The sequence below is a fragment of the Bradyrhizobium sp. SRL28 genome, from assembly GCF_018596315.1.
GTDB lineage: Bacteria > Pseudomonadota > Alphaproteobacteria > Rhizobiales > Xanthobacteraceae > Bradyrhizobium.
In genome coordinates, this window is the sequence record NZ_JAHEAG010000002.1 from 564612 (window position 1) to 580579 (window position 15968).

15 protein-coding genes are annotated in these 15968 nt (G+C 62.1%); 13 read left to right on the top strand and 2 right to left on the bottom strand.

The genetic code is table 11. From position 1 onward, the window contains the following. The first annotated feature begins 120 nt into the window (after window positions 1-120). Together KIP88_RS07060 and KIP88_RS07065 are read left to right on the top strand one after the other, a co-directional pair. Window positions 121-2028, top strand: a complete 1908-nt coding sequence (locus tag KIP88_RS07060) for a putative bifunctional diguanylate cyclase/phosphodiesterase (RefSeq protein ID WP_374226429.1) — start codon at window positions 121-123, stop codon at window positions 2026-2028. An 86-nt stretch (window positions 2029-2114) separates the two neighbouring features. After that, window positions 2115-3374, top strand: coding sequence for an MFS transporter (locus KIP88_RS07065; RefSeq protein WP_214487126.1), 1260 nt, complete (start codon window positions 2115-2117; stop codon window positions 3372-3374). Between the two features lie 29 nt (window positions 3375-3403). Here KIP88_RS07065 and KIP88_RS07070 read toward each other — a convergent pair whose 3' ends face one another. Together KIP88_RS07070 and KIP88_RS07075 are read right to left on the bottom strand one after the other, a co-directional pair. After that, window positions 3404-4381 (bottom strand): tripartite tricarboxylate transporter substrate binding protein, encoded by a 978-nt coding sequence (locus KIP88_RS07070; protein ID WP_214487127.1) that lies wholly within the window; start codon window positions 4379-4381, stop codon window positions 3404-3406. 71 nt (window positions 4382-4452) lie between these two features. After that, window positions 4453-5253 (bottom strand): transporter substrate-binding domain-containing protein, encoded by an 801-nt coding sequence (locus KIP88_RS07075; protein ID WP_249790565.1) that lies wholly within the window; start codon window positions 5251-5253, stop codon window positions 4453-4455. A 121-nt stretch (window positions 5254-5374) separates the two neighbouring features. Here KIP88_RS07075 and KIP88_RS07080 point away from each other — a divergent pair, with 121 nt between their 5' ends. From KIP88_RS07080 to KIP88_RS07130, 11 genes are all read left to right on the top strand, one after another. Further along, the gene (locus KIP88_RS07080; protein ID WP_214487129.1) at window positions 5375-6100 is read left to right on the top strand and encodes a TetR/AcrR family transcriptional regulator; all 726 of its coding nucleotides are present in this window, start codon (window positions 5375-5377) and stop codon (window positions 6098-6100) included. A gap of 46 nt (window positions 6101-6146) precedes the next feature. Beyond that, entirely contained in the window at window positions 6147-7016 is an 870-nt protein-coding gene (locus tag KIP88_RS07085) for an amidohydrolase (protein ID WP_249790566.1), read from the top strand. 13 nt (window positions 7017-7029) lie between these two features. Then, window positions 7030-8028 (top strand): tripartite tricarboxylate transporter substrate binding protein, encoded by a 999-nt coding sequence (locus KIP88_RS07090; protein WP_214487131.1) that lies wholly within the window; start codon window positions 7030-7032, stop codon window positions 8026-8028. A 53-nt stretch (window positions 8029-8081) separates the two neighbouring features. Beyond that, window positions 8082-8807: a PIG-L deacetylase family protein gene (locus KIP88_RS07095; protein ID WP_214487132.1), complete on the top strand. Its 726-nt coding sequence runs from the start codon at window positions 8082-8084 to the stop codon at window positions 8805-8807. Continuing rightward, the gene (locus KIP88_RS07100; RefSeq protein WP_214487133.1) at window positions 8804-9496 is read left to right on the top strand and encodes a 4-carboxy-4-hydroxy-2-oxoadipate aldolase/oxaloacetate decarboxylase; all 693 of its coding nucleotides are present in this window, start codon (window positions 8804-8806) and stop codon (window positions 9494-9496) included. The genes KIP88_RS07095 and KIP88_RS07100 overlap by 4 nt, the downstream gene beginning before the upstream one ends. A gap of 7 nt (window positions 9497-9503) precedes the next feature. Continuing rightward, window positions 9504-10349, top strand: a complete 846-nt coding sequence (locus tag KIP88_RS07105) for a hypothetical protein (protein ID WP_214487313.1) — start codon at window positions 9504-9506, stop codon at window positions 10347-10349. 145 nt (window positions 10350-10494) lie between these two features. Beyond that, window positions 10495-11445 carry a catechol 2,3-dioxygenase gene (locus KIP88_RS07110; protein ID WP_214487134.1) on the top strand — a complete coding sequence of 317 codons (951 nt, stop codon included), beginning with the start codon at window positions 10495-10497 and terminating at the stop codon, window positions 11443-11445. 127 nt (window positions 11446-11572) lie between these two features. Next, window positions 11573-12787 (top strand): cytochrome P450, encoded by a 1215-nt coding sequence (locus KIP88_RS07115; RefSeq protein WP_214487135.1) that lies wholly within the window; start codon window positions 11573-11575, stop codon window positions 12785-12787. A gap of 577 nt (window positions 12788-13364) precedes the next feature. Next, window positions 13365-13832 carry a helix-turn-helix domain-containing protein gene (locus KIP88_RS07120; protein ID WP_249790610.1) on the top strand — a complete coding sequence of 156 codons (468 nt, stop codon included), beginning with the start codon at window positions 13365-13367 and terminating at the stop codon, window positions 13830-13832. A 147-nt stretch (window positions 13833-13979) separates the two neighbouring features. Beyond that, window positions 13980-14675, top strand: coding sequence for an urease accessory protein (locus KIP88_RS07125; RefSeq protein ID WP_214487137.1), 696 nt, complete (start codon window positions 13980-13982; stop codon window positions 14673-14675). Window positions 14676-14905: 230 nt separating this feature from the next. Continuing rightward, window positions 14906-15853 carry a DUF3616 domain-containing protein gene (locus tag KIP88_RS07130; protein ID WP_214487138.1) on the top strand — a complete coding sequence of 316 codons (948 nt, stop codon included), beginning with the start codon at window positions 14906-14908 and terminating at the stop codon, window positions 15851-15853. Window positions 15854-15968 lie beyond the last annotated feature (115 nt).

The following is a 15968-nucleotide window of genomic DNA, read 5'->3' on the forward strand; positions in this document are numbered from 1 at the left end:
TCGCTAACCGCAAGTTGTAACGCGCCTTCCATCAGTGCTGCGTAACACTACCGCGGGGCGCGCGATCAGCTGTCTGAGTTCCATTCGTACGGACGCTTGTCGCATTCCAGGGCATGTCGGGTGAGCAACGAGGGCGGTCATCAAATATCGGGCGGTTCGGTCGGTTCTGCGCATGGGGGCGGAACGGTCAAACTGTTTGCGGCATGCTGCGTGCTGCTCGCGGCGGCGGTTGTCGGCGACATCGCGACCTCGGGATGGAGCCTTCGCGAACGCCTTCTGCTGGCGCTCGTCGCCGTTCTGGCCGTGGCCGCCGGACTGCTGCTGCGGCGTCACCAGTTGACTGATCAGCGGCTGGCGGCCGAGCGGCGCCAGCTTTCGATTGCCGTGAATAATATCCCGCAAGGTCTTGTTCTCTATGATGGATCCGCGCGGATCATCATTTGCAACCAGCCCTATCTCGACATGTTCGGATTGTCGCCTGACGTGGCCAAGCCCGGCTGCACGATGCAGCGGCTGATCGCCCACCGGAAGGAAACCGGATCGTTCGATGGCGACGTCGACGCGTTCTGCAACGCGATCATCCAAACGGTGTCGCTCGGCAAGGCGACGCGGCAGCTCACGGAAGCGCCGGGTGGCCGGGCGATCGAGATCATCAACCGGCCGTTGAAGGGCGGCGGCTGGGTGGCCACGATCGAAGACATCACCGAGCGCACGCGCGCCGACGAGAAGATCGCGCATCTGGCGCATTTCGACGGATTGACGGACCTGCCGAACCGGATCCTGTTCCGCGCGCGGCTGGAACAGGCGCTCGAAGCGCTCCGGCCGGGCGAGCAACTGGCGGTGCTCTATATCGATATCGACGAGTTCAAGAGCATCAATGATGCGCTCGGCCATCCGATCGGCGATGAGCTGCTCAAGGGCGTCGCCGACCGCCTGCGCGGTTGCATCGGAGACGCCGACGTGGCGGCTCGCCTCGGCGGGGACGAGTTCGCCGTCATTCAGACCGCTATCAAGGACAGGTCGGAAACTACTCGGCTCGTTGATGAAATCCATTCGGCGATCAGGCAGCCCTTCGAATGCATGGGGCACCTGATCACCACCGATGCCAGCATCGGCATCGCGCTTGCCCCCGGCGACGGGGTGGACCTCGACCAGTTGTTGAGGAATGCGGACCTCGCCCTCTACGGCGCCAAGGGCGACGGACGGCGGACATATCGCTTCTTCGAGGCTGGCATGGATCAGCGCGCCAAGGCGCGGCGGAGCCTGGAGCTCGAGCTGCGTCAGGCGATCAGCGACGGCAGCCTCGAGACCTATTATCAGCCGGTGGTGAATATCGAGGACGGCAAGATCAGTTCCTGCGAGGCGCTGCTGCGGTGGCGGCATTCCGAACGCGGTATGATCTCGCCGGTGGAATTCATTCCGATCGCGGAAGATTCCGGTCTCATCAATGAACTCGGTCAATGGGTACTCAACGCGGCCTGCGCAGAGGCCGTCAACTGGCCGGATCATGTCCGTGTCGCGGTCAACGTTTCGCCGGTCCAGTTCAGGAGCCAATCGCTGGCGTTGAACGTGGCGGCGGCGCTGGCAGCCTCCGGCCTGTCTGCCTGCAGGCTCGAACTCGAGATCACGGAGGCCGTGCTCATTCGCGACGACGCGGCGTTGGACGCGCTGCACCAGTTGCGCAAGCTCGGCGTCCGGATCGCGCTGGACGATTTCGGCACCGGCTATTCCTCGCTCAGCTATCTGCAGCGTTTCCCGTTCGACAAGATCAAGATCGATCGCTCCTTCATCAGGGATATCGCCGGTCCCGGCGCGTCCTCGTCGATCGTTCAGGCCGTGGTGAACATCGCGGCCGCGAGCGACATGACGACGACGGCGGAGGGTGTCGAAACCGAGCAGCAAAGGAACCTGCTGTACATCCTCGGCTGCACCGAGATGCAGGGCTATCTGTTCAGCCCCGCGATACCGGCCGCAGATGTGAGGCGACTGTTGCTGACGCATAGCGGCAGAGCGATGTCAGCTGCTTGAAACGCTCGGCGCAGCTTGCTATCGACGAAGAAGGAAAAAACAAGAAACAGGGCAGGGTAGACCGCGATGAATCGCGACAACGCAACTTGAGCGACCCGGCGCGGCCTTCGGCGCTCGCACCATTCCGTGTCAGGAACTACCGTTTTCAGTGGCCCGCCGATTTGCTCACCTCGTGGGCGTTCGAGATGGAGACGCTTATTCTCGGCTGGTATGTGCTGGTCGAGACCGGCTCGGTCCTGCTGCTCACTCTGTTCGCCTCGCTCGGCTATATCGGTACGCTGGTAGCGCCGATGTTTGGCGTTGCCGGCGACCGAATCGGTCACCGCGATCTACTGGCGATGATGCGTGCGATCTACGCGGTGCTGGCGGCCGTCCTGATGACGCTGGCGCTGTCCGGCCAACTTGCACCGCTCTATGTATTCATGATCGCAGCCGTGATGGGCATCGTCCGCCCATCGGACCTTGGCGTGCGCGGCGCTTTGGTCGCGACCATCATGCCGCACGGCCAGTTGATCGGGGCGATCAGCATCTCGCGCACGACGATGGATACCGCGCGCATTGCGGGCGCGCTGAGCGGCGCCGGATTGTTTGCCGCGCTCGGCATGGGCCCGGCCTATGTGGCGATCGTCTGCCTCTATATTGCGGCTACCGCGCTGACGCTGTGCATCGTGGCGCCGGCCAAGGCGCAACTCGCCGGCGAAGCGGCCAGCGAGGCGTTGCAACGTTCGCCGCTGCGCGACCTCAAGGAAGGTGTTGCCTATGTCTGGACCACGCCGCGAATGCAGGCCGCGCTGTGGGTCGCATTCCTGGCCAACCTGACGGCCTATCCGCTCTCCAACGGCCTGCTGCCCTACATCGCCAAGGCGATCTACGGCACCAACCAGACCGGGCTCGGATATCTGTCGGCAAGTTTCGCAATCGGCTCGCTGGCCGGCTCGATCGTGTTGAGCCTGATCCGCGATCTCAGGGTGGCGCGGTTGATGATCGGCGCCACCGTCGTCTGGTACGTGACCTTGCTGGTGTTCGTGCAGATGCAGACGGTGCCGACCGCGATCCTGTGCCTGGTGGTGGCGGGCTTTTCGCAAAGCCTCGCCATGATCTCGATCGCCGTCATTCTGATGCGGACGGCGAGCGAGAATTTCCGCGGCCGGGTGATGGGGGTGCGCATGATGGTGATCTATGGCCTGCCGATCGGCTTGCTGGCCGCCGGCAGCCTGATCGACGAGATCGGATTTGCGGCGACCGGAACACTCTATGCGGCGGCCGGCCTCGCCCTGATGCTGGCGGTGGTGCTGCACTGGCGCGCCGATCTCTGGCACGCCCACGCGCCGGCGAATGCGCGGTGACCTGACCGCGCAACGCCGGCTCGATGACTTCACTGCATCTTGATATTCGCCTCTTTGAGCACCGGCTCCCACTTCGCGGCTTCAGCGCGCATGAAGGCGTCGAAATCCTTGGGCGAGCTGCCGATCGGCGTGGCGCCCATCTTGTCCAGCGCCGTGACAACGACCGGATCCTTCAACGCAGCGGCCAGATCGGCATGGATCTTGGCGACCAGTTCCGGCGCCATGCCGGCGGGTCCGAGAAAGCCCCACCAGACGGAGGCGTCATAGCCGGGCACGCCGGCTTCGGCGACGGTTGGAACATCTGTTAACGCCTTCGAACGTTGGGCTGTCGTCACGGCAAGGGCGCGCACCGCGTTGCCTTCGAGCTGGCCGACCACTTCGGGCAGTGGGTTGACGCTCATGGGAATCTCGCCGGCGATGACGGCGGTGAGGGCAGGGGCGCCGCCCTTGTAGGGGATCGCCTGGATCTTGACCTTGGCCATGTAGTTGAGAAGCTCGCCGGCGAGATGGGCCGAGGTGCCGTTGCCGGACATGCCGTACGACAATGATTCAGGTTTCGTGCGGGCGCTCGCCAGCAACTCTTCGAGATTTTTCATCGGACTGGTCTTGGACACGACAATCGCGAGCGGCGAATAGGCGATCTCGCTGATCGCGGTAAAATCCTTGAAGGTGTCGTAGGGCAGTTTTGGATAGAAGAACTGGTTCAGCGGATGGCCGCTTGCGACCAGGATCAGCGTGTAGCCATCCGGCGCCGATTGCGTGAGCGCCTGCGACGCGATCGTCCCGCCGGCGCCCGGACGATTTTCGATGACGGGCTGCTGTCCCCAGGTTTTCGACAGTGATTGCCCGAGCGTGCGCGCCAGCACGTCGACGGCGCCGCCGGCGGCGTAGGGCACCAGGATGCGCACGGGCCTGGTCGGGAACGGCTCCGCATTAACGTTCGTGCCGGCCAGTGAAAACACGGCGGCGGCGACGATGCTGAGGATGATTGTTCTGCGTGAGGGCATGAGAAAAGGTCCTTTTTGGCTGGGCGAAATTCATGCGTCGCGCCTCGCTCATGCGCGGCGGTTCGTTGCGGCTACTCCACAGCCGAAATCATGGCGCCGCGCAATCCGGCGCGTGCGATCGCGGCGCCGACCACGCCTTCCGATTTTACGTCATTCGTGAACTGGCGAATGAAAGCCATTGCCTGCTCGCGTCCTTTGGGAATGGCGATGGCGTGCCGCTCGATCCCCCAGCGGCCTTCGAGAACTTTCGACCCCGGCAATTTCTGCGCCATTTCGAACAGCGTGGCCTTGTTGGTCGCATAGGCATTGATCGCCCCGGTCGACATCATCTCGATCGCGACATCGAAGGTAGCGGCGCGAACGATCTCGGCATGCTTGAAGTCGTGCGAAAGGGTGGCGTCCGAGGAACTGCCCGCGGTCACGCCGACGCGCAGTCCCGGGGAATCCATCTCCGCCGGCGTTGTCAGCGCGGAGCCGCGTGGGACGAGGTAGCCGAGCTCGATTTCGAGAAAAGGCGGGCCGAAATCCATATCCTGTGCCCGCACCGCCGTCGCATTGGTGAAGGCGACATCGACCTCTCCGCTTTTGACGGCGGCGAGGACTTCGGCGTTCTTGGCGAACACGACCGGCTCATAGGGGACGCTGAGCCGCCGCGCGAGCTCCTTGCCGAGATCGTAGCCGACGCCGCGCGGCTCGCCCGATCCGACAGCCGGCAGGATCGAGGTCGGCGTGCCCGGATAGAGTCCGGCCCGCAATACGCCCGATGGTGCCAGGATCAGGCGCGGTTCCGGATCGGTTGCGATGGCAGGGCCGACGCCGCGCCAGGCCAGTGCGTTGGCAACGATCAGAAACGCAACGATGATCCGGCGCATCCGACGGCTCTCCCTTGTCATTCCGTCCAGTCGGGGTGGCTGCTGGCCACGCGAGATGTTTGTTGACTAGACCTGATATTTTGTACAAACGTACAAAACTCGAGAACGGAAAGCAAATGCCATGACGCGAAATCCCAACATGCGGGAAGCCATCCTGAGCGCGGCCGAATTGCTGTTCTCGACCAATGGCTTCAACGCCGTGTCGATCCGCGACATCGCGCTGGAGGCGGGCGCCAACCCCGGCAGCATCACCTATCATTTCAAGAGCAAGGACGGCTTGCTGCTTGAAATCTACAAGCGCCATTGCGGTCCGATGAACAAGCGCCGCATGGAATTGCTGGTGGCGGCACGGCGCGTGCGTGACGTGCAGGACCGGCTGGAAGCGATCGTGCGCGCTTATGTGCAGCCGGCGTTTTCATCGAGCAGCGACCTTGCGGGCGGAGGGGCGCGCTTTACGCGGCTGCGCGCCGTGATGTCGGCCGAAGGCAACGCCGTGGTGGGGCGCATCATCGCCGAGATATTCGACGACACCACCAACGCGTTCATCGAGGCGATCGAGGAAAGCCTGCCGCATCTGCCGCGGACGACGATCGTGTGGCGATCGCAGTTCCTGCTCGGCGCACTCTATTATACCCTCGTCAGCCCGGAGCGGGTCACGCGGCTGTCGCGCGGCGAAGCTGACGGCGCTGACATGGCGGAAGCGATCGAGCAACTCGTCGCTTCGACGGTCGCCTCGTTGCAGGCGTCAGATGTAGATCATCTCGACACAGCCTCACGCCGGGCGAAGCCCACCCAGCCGCCCGCAAAGAGCGTTGCCGGAAAGCGGAAAGAAAATTCGACTTCATGAATATCGAGACGCGATGAAGTGCGACCAGAACACTGCAGAAAGTACCATGCACAAGCCGACGATCCCCGGACCCGATCCCGATACGCGAACGCCGAAATTCAAACTCCCGGCGCTGGCGTGTGACGCGCATACCCACATCTTTGGCCCCGGCGACAAATACCCCTACGCGCCGGGACGGCCCTATACGCCGCCCGACGCGCCGCTCGAGGATTTCCGGGCGCTGCACAAAAAGCTCGGGATCGGTCGCGCCGTCATCGTCAATGCCAGCGTGCACGGCACCGACAACCGCGTGGCGCTGGATGCCATCGCGGTCAGCGACGGCACCTTTCGGGCCGTCGCCAATATCGACGACATCATTACCGAGCGCGGCCTTCGCGAACTGCACGACGGCGGCTTTCGCGGCTGCCGCTTCAACTTCGTGCGCCATCTCGGCGGAGTGCCCGACATGAGGGTGTTCCATCGCATCGTCGCGATGGTCGCGCCGCTCGGCTGGCATATCGATCTGCATTTCGATGCGATCGATCTGCCTGAATATGCCGAGATGCTGGCAAAACTGCCGGTGCGCTACACCATCGATCACATGGGACGCGTCAAGGCATCTGACGGCCTCGACCAGCTTCCGTTCCGGACGCTGATTGACCTGATGACGCGGGACGAGAAATGCTGGGTCAAGGTGTGCGGTTGCGAGCGGGTATCATCAGGCGGACCACCGTTCCATGACGCGGTGCCGTTTGCGCGCCGTATCGTCGAGACCGCGCCGGACCGCGTGATCTGGGGGACCGACTGGCCACACCCCAATGTCAAGGTGATGCCCAACGACGGCGATCTGGTCGACCTCATTCCGCTGTTTGCGCCGGAGCCCGAGCTGCAGCAGAAGATCCTGGTCGACAATCCGGCGCGGCTGTTCGAGTTTTGAAGGAGCGCGTGCGATGGCGGACAAACGATACACCCTGAGCCCGCGCGGCATGTCGTTCGCCTGCATGGCTGCGCTGGCGACGGCACTGTTACTTCCGCAAATCGCCAACGCGCAAAACTATCCGAACCGGCCGGTGCGGCTGATCCTCCCCTTCGGTGCGGGCGGGGTTGCCGACGTCACGGCGCGGCTCGTTACCGAAAAACTCGGCGAAAAGCTCGGCCAGCGCTTCGTCATCGAGAACATGGCGGGCGCCGGCGGCATCAATGCCGCACGCGCCGTGCTGTCCGCACCCGCGGACGGCTACACGCTGGCGCTGCTGAGCAACGGCACCGCCATCTCGGTATCGCTGTTCAAGAGCCTCGGCTTCAATCCGGTGACCGATTTCGTTCCGGTTTCGAGCATGGGCTATTTCGATTTCATCTTCGTGACGCAAGCCGGCTCGCCATATCCGACGTTGGCTGAATTCATCAAGGCGGCCAAGGCAAAACCCGGCACGCTCAATGTCGGCACCATCAATGTCGGGTCGACCCAGAACCTCGCGGCGCAACTGTTCAAATCGACCGCCGGTGTCGACGTCACCATCGTGCCGTTCCGCAGTTCGCCGGATGTGCTGATCGCGCTGCTGCGCGGCGATATCCAGATGGCGATCGAGAACTACACCGCAGTGCAGTCGCATGTTGCCGACAAGGCGGCGATTGCCGTGTCATCTTCGGGCACGGTCCGCACCACGTTCCTGCCTGACGTGCCGACGGTGAAGGAAGCGGGTGGCGGCGATTTCGAGGCGCGTTCCTGGAACGCGATCTTTGCACCCAAGGGCACGCCGCCCGAGGTGATCAAGACTCTCAACGCCGCGCTGCGCGAGGTGCTCGACATGCCGGACTTGAAGAAGCGCGCACTCGATCTCGGCATCGAGGCCAAGGCCAGCTCGCCCGAGGAAATTCTCGACCGGCTCAAGGCCGATATCGATAAGTGGGCCCAGGTGATCGAGCGGGCGGGAATTGCCAAACAATAGGCACGCGGCCGGTGCGGCCGGCCACGTGCAAAGCGAAGGAGGAAATCCCGATCATGAGCAATGCTGGCAAAACGGGCCTGGTGGTCACGGCGCATCCCGGCGATTTCGTCTGGCGCGCGGGCGGTGCGATCGCGCTCCATGTGAAGAAAGGCTATCGCGTCAAGATTGCCTGCCTGTCGTTCGGCGAGCGCGGCGAAAGCCAGTTCGCCTGGAAGGAGGCGGGCGCGACGATGGAGAAGGTGAAGGCCGGAAGGCGCGACGAGGCGCAGCGCGCGGCAGAAATGCTCGGCGCAGAGATCGAATTCTTCGACGCCGGCGATTATCCGCTGCGGCTGACGGAGGCGCATTTCGACCGCATGGTCGATATCTACCGCGAGCTCAATCCGTCCTTTGTGCTCACCCATGCGCTGGAGGACCCCTATAATTTCGATCATCCCAACGCGGCGCACTTCGCCCAGGAAACCCGCGTGGTCGCGCAGGCGATGGGTCACAAGCCCGGCGCCAAATACACCTATTCGGCGCCGCCGGTGTTCCTGTTCGAGCCGCACCAGCCGGAGATGTGCAATTTCAAGCCGCAGGTGATCCTCAACATCGACGAGGTCTGGGAGATCAAGCGCAAGACGTTCGAGATCCTCGCGGCCCAGAAACATTTGTGGGCCTATTATGAGCGGGTCGCGCTGCAGCGGGGCGTGCAGGGCGGCCGCAATACCGGCAAGCCGATGACCTATGGCGAGGCCTATCAGCGGCTGTTCCCGATGGCGATGGAGGAACTGGCATGAAGACGGTCGTCGTCCGCAACATCAAGCGAACCGATGCTGAACTCGTCAATCGGCTCGGCGCGCTCGGCGTCGCCACCGCGCACGAGGCCTATGGCCGTTTCGGGCTGATGAAGCCCTATCTGCGCCCGGTGTGGAACGGGGCCGAGACGTCAGGCACCGCCGTGACCGTGCTGGCGCAGCCCGGCGACAACTGGATGATCCATGTCGCGGTGGAGCAGTGCCAGCCCGGTGACATCCTGGTGGTCGGCTGCACGACAGACAATACCGACGGAATGTTCGGCGATCTGCTGGCGACTTCGCTGATGGCGCGCGGCGTCAAGGGGCTCGTCATCGACGCCGGCGTTCGCGACGCCAAAGCGCTTCGTGAAATGGGCTTTCCGGTGTGGTCGAAGGCGATCTCGGCCAAGGGCACGGTGAAGGCGACGCTCGGCGCGGTCAATGTGCCTGTGGTCTGTGCCGGCATCAATGTGAACCCGGGCGATGCAGTGGTCGCCGATGACGATGGCGTGGTGGTAATCGGGCGCAAGGACGCGGCCGATGTTGTCGCCAAGGGCGAGAAGCGCGTGGCAGACGAGGACGGCAAGCGCCAAAAGCTCGCCGCCGGCGTGCTCGGCCTCGACATGTACAATATGCGCGAGCCGCTGGCGAAGGCCGGTCTCGTCTATGTCGACGCGCTGGAGGAGGACTGAGGTGGCGATGCGCCTGCGGACCTTGCTCGGCGACCATCCCGGCACATCAGCGCTCAAGAATGGATCGATCAGGTCGGATCTGGTCGAGTTCGATTTCGCGCAGTATTCGCCGACCAACAAGGGCTTCAAGCCGATGGTCCGCGAAGGGGCGTTCGACGTCTCGGAGATGGCGATCGTCACCTATCTGATGGCGAAGTCTTTTGAGAAACCGATGGTGCTGCTGCCGGATGTCGTGCTGGCGCGGTTCCAGCACGGGCATGCGCTTTACAATGCAAGAGCGGGAAAGCTCGCGCCGCACGACCTCAACGGCAAGCGCGTCGGCATTCGCTCGTTCACCACCACGACCGGCGCATGGCTGCGCGGCATCCTTGCCAATGACTATGGCCTCGATCTCGATTCGATCGACTGGGTGACGTTCGAGGACGCCCACGTCGCTGAGTTCGTTGATACGACCAAGCGGGCGCACGTGGGCAAGCAGATCATCCAGATGCTGATCGACGGCGAGCTCGATGCGGTGCTCGGCGAAAAATCGGATCATCCGGATTTGAAGTCGTTGTTTGCCGATGTCGCTGCGGAAGAGAACGCCTGGTTCGAAAAGCACGGAGTGGTACCGATCAACCATATGGTGGTGGTGAGCCGGACATTGTCCGATCAGCATCCGGACGTCGTGCGGGAGGTGCATCGCCTGCTCGCCGAATCTGCTGCCGCTTCATCCGCTGCGCCGCGTTTTGGCCGGGATGAGATGCAGCGTTCGCTGAAACTGATTATCGATTACTCGGCGCAGCAAAAACTCATTCCGCGCGCGTATGCTGTGGAAGAATTGTTCGACGATATAACGCGCGCGCTTTGGTAGCCGCGTATACAGCCGTCATCATCCGCGAAGGCGGATGATCCAGTACTCCGCGGCGTTTCGGTCATTCTCAACGGCACGGCGTACTGGATACCCCGCCTTCGGGGGTATGACGGCCTCGGAATCATAGTAGTCAGGAGAAAGCGACATGACCCCCGAGCCGATTTTCGATCTCGCCCATCTCGGCCACATGGAATTGCTGACGCCGAAGCCGGACGAGAGCCTGAAATTCTTCGTCGACGTCATGGGCATGACGGTCAGCGGTCAAAAAGGCGAGTCGGTCTATTTGCGCGGCTGGGACGATTACGAGCGTTATTCGCTCAAGCTGACGGCTTCGAAAACATCAGGCATGGAGCACATGGCGCTGCGCGCCCGCAGCCCGCAGGCGCTGGAGCGCCGGGTTGCTGCGCTCAAAGGTTCCGGCTTCGACATCGGCTGGGTTGACGGCGACATGGGGCAGGGGCCGGCGTTCCGCTGCCGCGATCCCGATGGCCATATCGTCGAACTCTATTACGAGACCGAATGGTATCAGCCGCCACCCGAGCTCAAGCCGGCGCTGAAGAACCAGGCGCAGCGGTTTCCGGCGCGCGGCGTCAATGTCCGCCGGCTCGATCACCTCAATTGCCTCGCGGTCGACATCAAGGCCAACCGGCTCTTCTTCGAAAACTATCTGGGCCTCCGCACCACCGAGCAGATCGTGCTCAACGACGGCACCGAAGCGGCGATGTGGATGACGATGTCGAACAAGAGCTACGATTTCGCCTACACCCGCGATCATTACGGCAAGGCGGGCCGCTTCCACCACGTTACCTACGCGCTCGATAGCCGCGAGGAAATTTTACGCGCCGCGGATATTTTTCTGGAGAACGGCGTCCACATCGAGACCGGCCCACACAAGCACGCGATCCAGCAGACCTTCTTCCTCTACGTCTATGAACCCGGCGGCAACCGCGTCGAAGTCGCCAACGCCGGCGCCCGCCTCATCCTCGCGCCGGACTGGAAGCCGATCGTCTGGACCGAGGAAGAGCGCAAGAAGGGCCAGGCGTGGGGACTGAAGACGATCGAGTCGTTCCATACGCACGGCACGCCGCCGGTGTGAGGGGCGCACGCCAGCATTGTCGATCGCGACCAAGTGACGGCGAGCGCGATCGAAAGTGCGAGCCTTGTGGCTTCAATGTCGCACACCATCTTCACCAGGTGGCGAAGCGGCAGTGCGGAACGGCGCGATGGCACAACATGTGGATTTCGATTTCACCAGCGAGGCGTTTTTTCGTGACCCGCAGGCCGGCGTCGCGCAACTGCGCGCGATCGGTCCTGCCGTCGCGACGAGATTCCCGATTATAGGCCGCGTCTGGGTCACAACGACCTACGACGCGGCGGCGCGTGTGCTGAAGGACGGCACGCTGTTCACACTGCGCAAGGAGGACGGGGTGCCGGTCGGGCTGCCCTGGTGGATGCCGAAAGTAATCGGAACGGTCGCAAACAACATGTTGACGATGGACGAGCCGGACCACACGCGCCTGCGCGACATCGTCGATGAGGCTTTCCGCCGCCGCGCCGTGCTCGACATGGAGCCGCATATCCGCGCGATCGCAGATCGCCTCGCCGATGAATTGTTTGCGGCGGGCAGCCCGGCCGATCTGGTGCAGCGTTATGCACGAACGCTGCCGCTTGCGGTGATTTGCGAGCTGCTCGGCCTGCCGCCGGCCGACCGGCCGAAATTCATCGCATGGGCCAATTCTCTCGCGCATCTCACCAATGCATTCAGCTTTTTGCGGTTGATCGGCGGGCTCTTCAGGATGCGCCGCTATCTGCAGGGGCGTCTGCAGGTTGCCCGCGAACAGGGCGGCGAAGGATTGATCGCCGAACTGGTGCGCGTCGAGAAGGAAGGCGGGCGCATCACGCCGGACGAGATGGTCGCGATGGTGTTTCTGCTGCTCAACGCCGGCTCCGAGACCACGACGCACCTGATCAGCGGATCGGTGTTCGAACTGCTGAAGGATCCGGATCGCCGCGACTGGCTCGCGGCGGACTGGAGCCGCGCCGGGCTCGCGGTCGAAGAATTCCTGCGCTTCGTCTCGCCGGTGCAATTCTCCAAACCGCGCTACGTGCGCCAGGACGTCGATCTCGAAGGCGTGAAACTGAAGAAGGGCGACCGGGTGATGGCGATGCTTGTCGCCGCCAATCTGGACTCTGACGCGAACGAATGTCCCGAACGCCTTGACCTCGAACGGCGGCCGAACCGTCATTTGTCGTTCGGCACGGGAATCCATTTCTGCCTCGGCCATCAGCTCGCGCGCATCGAAGGGATTTGCGCGCTGCAGGCGCTGTTCACGCGCTGGCCGGAATTAAAGCTGGCGGTCGAGCCGTCACACATTCATTGGCGGAGGCGGCCGGGCATTCGCATGATCGCGGAGCTGCCGGTTGTGGCCGGTGTGTGATCAGGACGCGGCGAAGGGGGAAGAACCAAGAAGGCTGGCTGGGGTTCCTGGACACGTATCGAACTCTGTGCGTGGCGCCGAATCAAGAAATTCGTTCAATATTTGAAAGAGCTTAGAAGCTTTAGCTCCAGTTCCGTTCTAAGCCCCAAGTTTTACCCAGACGAAAGTGCGTCCCTTGCATTTTCCGCCGAACTACAGGGACCCTCACATAGCTCATAACCTGAAGGTCACAGGTTCAAATCCTGTCCCGCAACCAACCAAGCGACTGGTTTCTAATCATAATTGCAAAGTCACCCAGTTGCGGGCTTTTGTTTGCCGGGAATCGCCAGGAGGCAGCTATCCGAAAGATTCCCACTTTCGTACAGCGCATGCACGTAGGCTCGTCTGAAAAGGCGCCCAAGGGGAAGTTCGAGCATCGGTGGTTCGCCGAACAGCCTTCGCAGCGCGTCGGCGAGCGGGTCATCCCAATCCAGTGCCCGTAAAGTTGCCCCAAAGGGCAATATCAATCTGAGGAATGTCGATGCAGGGTTTCCGTTGTGAGCCGTTAATGGCGCGTTCGCAATTGGGGTTGCTGCAAATGTTCAATTGTAACGGCACTCCATCCGTGGTGCTCATTGGCAAGCGGGTGGGTAACCACGAATTGGTCGAGCAGGCTGAGAGATTAGCCTTGGCCAACTTTCAAACCCCACTCGATATTCCAACACTCTGTCAAACGCTGGCCGTTAGCGAGCGAACCCTGCGCAAGGCTTTTCAGAAGGTCCGGGGCCTACCGCCCTGCCGACGTCTAAGAATGCTGAGATTATCGGGAGCAAGGCGGGGGCTGTTGTTGGCCCGCGGCCGTTGTGTGACCGTCACTGAAATCGCGACCTCATTTGGCTTCGTTGAGCTTGGGCGCTTTTCCGTTGAGTACCGGAAAACGTTTGGTGAAAGTCCTTCGGAAACACTTGGGCGGCGTTCCGTAACCCCCCACCGTTGCTGCCGCAGCGCCTCGCACGACCGTGTGGGGACCGCCGGGTCTGGCGATAGCGAAATGTCACCTCTCTAGATCGCGAGGCATCATGGGTCGTTTTGCAGCGTCATGCTACTTGCGACAACGCAGTGCAGCTTCGGCGTGGCCGTTGGCCGCCGATCTTCCGATCCGTAGGGCTTAAGCCTGGTATTTGATGGAATCCAGAGCGGGCTAGGAGGCCGTATGTTCGGAATTCTGGGGCTGGGGCTTTTGCTGGGCATGCAGCATGCGCTCGAGGCCGATCATATCGCCGCCGTATCCAGCATCGCCGCGCGCCGCAGCCGTGTGGCCGATATCGTCAAGCACGGGCTGACCTGGGGGCTCGGCCACACGCTGACGCTGTTCGTCTTTGCCGGCGCCGCCATCCTGCTCGGCCGCGCCATTCCTGAAACCATCGCCCGGCCGATGGAGACCGCCGTCGGCGTGATGCTGATCGGCCTCGGCGCGCATGTGCTGTGGCGGCTGCGGCGTGATCGTGTGCATTTCCACCAGCACGGCCATGGCGACGGGACGGTGCATTTCCATGCCCATAGCCATGCCGGCGAAACGACGCCGCATTGCCGAACCGCCCACGCGCATGAACATGGCTTCCGCTGGCGCACGCTGCTGGTCGGATTGATGCACGGCATGGCGGGCTCTGCCGCGCTTCTGGTGCTGACGGTTTCGCAGGCTTCCAGTCCTGCGGTCGGCCTCGGATATGTCGCCTTGTTCGGCGTCGGCTCGATGATCGGCATGGGCGCGCTGTCGATGGTGATTGCCGTCCCGCTCGTGGTCTCCGCCCGCTGGCTCACCTGGGCCAATCGCGGCCTGCAGGGGGCAGTGGGGCTTGCCACTATCGCGATCGGAATCATGACGGTGGTCGAGACTGTCCTGGCCTGACGCCGGTTTGCTCGTATTGCGAACGAAGGGCTCAGGTTCAATCGTTTCGCACTAGCGCGCAATGTTCGCCGACGCGCGCCGCATTGTAACCGGCCGCAATCACCACTCCGCTGATGCAAGATCGTATCCGCAGGCTTCCAGTTCTGATAGCTACTGAAGCACTGCATGTTTCTTCGCGCCAAGGAGGAATGGTTATGAGGCGCCTCGGAATCATAGGATTAGTCCTAGCGATGTTCTGCAACACCGCTGCAGGCCAGCAGAATGCACCGATCAACGAATATTCGGGCATTTGCGATGCATCGGCTACGGCCCCGCTTTCTGGGGATATGTTTGTGGTCGCAAATGATGAAGACAACGTCTTGCGTGTCTATCGCTTCGGCGAGCCGAATGTCGTTCGGGCATTTTCAATTGACCAGTTTCTGAGACCCGACCCCGACGAACCCGAGGCAGACATCGAAGGCGCCACACGCATTGGCGATCAAATTTATTGGGTTACCTCGCACGGGCAGAACAAAAACGGCAAGGACCGTCCAAGCCGGCATCGACTGTTTGCGACCACGGTAGCGGTCCAAGACGGTAAAGTGACACTCACACCGGCAGGCACTGCCTACACGAACTTGCGGGTCGATCTGATCGCCGCGCCCCAGCTCGCAAAATACAAGCTGATGGTTGCGGCCACGCTCGCGCCTGAAGAACCAGGTGGGTTTAACATCGAAGGTCTGGCCGCAACGGCCGATGGTCGCCTTCTGCTGGGATTTCGTAACCCGATCACTGACGGTAAGGCGCTCATCGTACCAATCGAAAATCCAAAAGAGGTGGTCATGGGCAAGAAAGCCCAAATCGGAATGCCGATCGAAATTATGCTCGACGGTCGAGGCATCCGAAGTATTGAGTTCAATCCGGAGCGCAACCTCTACTTTATTGCAGCCGGGCCCCCCAATGACGTGGGAACGTTTGCAACGTACACTTGGTCAGGACGACCGGGGAAAGACCCTGAGATTATCAAAGGAATGAATCTCGGGATCCTGAATGTGGAGGCAATCTTCTTTGCGCCGGGCGACAAGACCCACCTTCATGTGATTAGCGATGATGGTGGCCGCAAGATCGGTGGAACGGATTGCAAGAAAGTCGACCCTAAGGCGCAAAGCTTTAGAGCAATGTCCCTGATCATTCCCTAAGAAAGCACGGCCCCCAGCGTTCGACTTGGAAGCAAAATCGAACGACATTGTGAGCTTTGATCCGGACCCGATCCGGGGAGGGTCATTATGGTCGGCGGTCATGTGAATCGAGCCA

Bases quoted from the DNA above. Each gene is read 5' to 3' on its own strand.
- KIP88_RS07070 (WP_214487127.1), bottom strand. From the start codon at position 4,381: ATGCCCTCACGCAGAACAATCATCCTCAGCATCGTCGCCGCCGCCGTG.
- KIP88_RS07075 (WP_249790565.1), bottom strand. From the start codon at position 5,253: ATGCGCCGGATCATCGTTGCGTTTCTGATCGTTGCCAACGCACTGGCC.
- KIP88_RS07080 (WP_214487129.1), top strand. From the start codon at position 5,375: ATGACGCGAAATCCCAACATGCGGGAAGCCATCCTGAGCGCGGCCGAA.
- KIP88_RS07085 (WP_249790566.1), top strand. From the start codon at position 6,147: ATGCACAAGCCGACGATCCCCGGACCCGATCCCGATACGCGAACGCCG.
- KIP88_RS07090 (WP_214487131.1), top strand. From the start codon at position 7,030: ATGGCGGACAAACGATACACCCTGAGCCCGCGCGGCATGTCGTTCGCC.
- KIP88_RS07095 (WP_214487132.1), top strand. From the start codon at position 8,082: ATGAGCAATGCTGGCAAAACGGGCCTGGTGGTCACGGCGCATCCCGGC.
- KIP88_RS07100 (WP_214487133.1), top strand. From the start codon at position 8,804: ATGAAGACGGTCGTCGTCCGCAACATCAAGCGAACCGATGCTGAACTC.
- KIP88_RS07105 (WP_214487313.1), top strand. From the start codon at position 9,504: ATGCGCCTGCGGACCTTGCTCGGCGACCATCCCGGCACATCAGCGCTC.
- KIP88_RS07110 (WP_214487134.1), top strand. From the start codon at position 10,495: ATGACCCCCGAGCCGATTTTCGATCTCGCCCATCTCGGCCACATGGAA.
- KIP88_RS07115 (WP_214487135.1), top strand. From the start codon at position 11,573: ATGGCACAACATGTGGATTTCGATTTCACCAGCGAGGCGTTTTTTCGT.
- KIP88_RS07120 (WP_249790610.1), top strand. From the start codon at position 13,365: ATGTTCAATTGTAACGGCACTCCATCCGTGGTGCTCATTGGCAAGCGG.
- KIP88_RS07125 (WP_214487137.1), top strand. From the start codon at position 13,980: ATGTTCGGAATTCTGGGGCTGGGGCTTTTGCTGGGCATGCAGCATGCG.
- KIP88_RS07130 (WP_214487138.1), top strand. From the start codon at position 14,906: ATGTTCTGCAACACCGCTGCAGGCCAGCAGAATGCACCGATCAACGAA.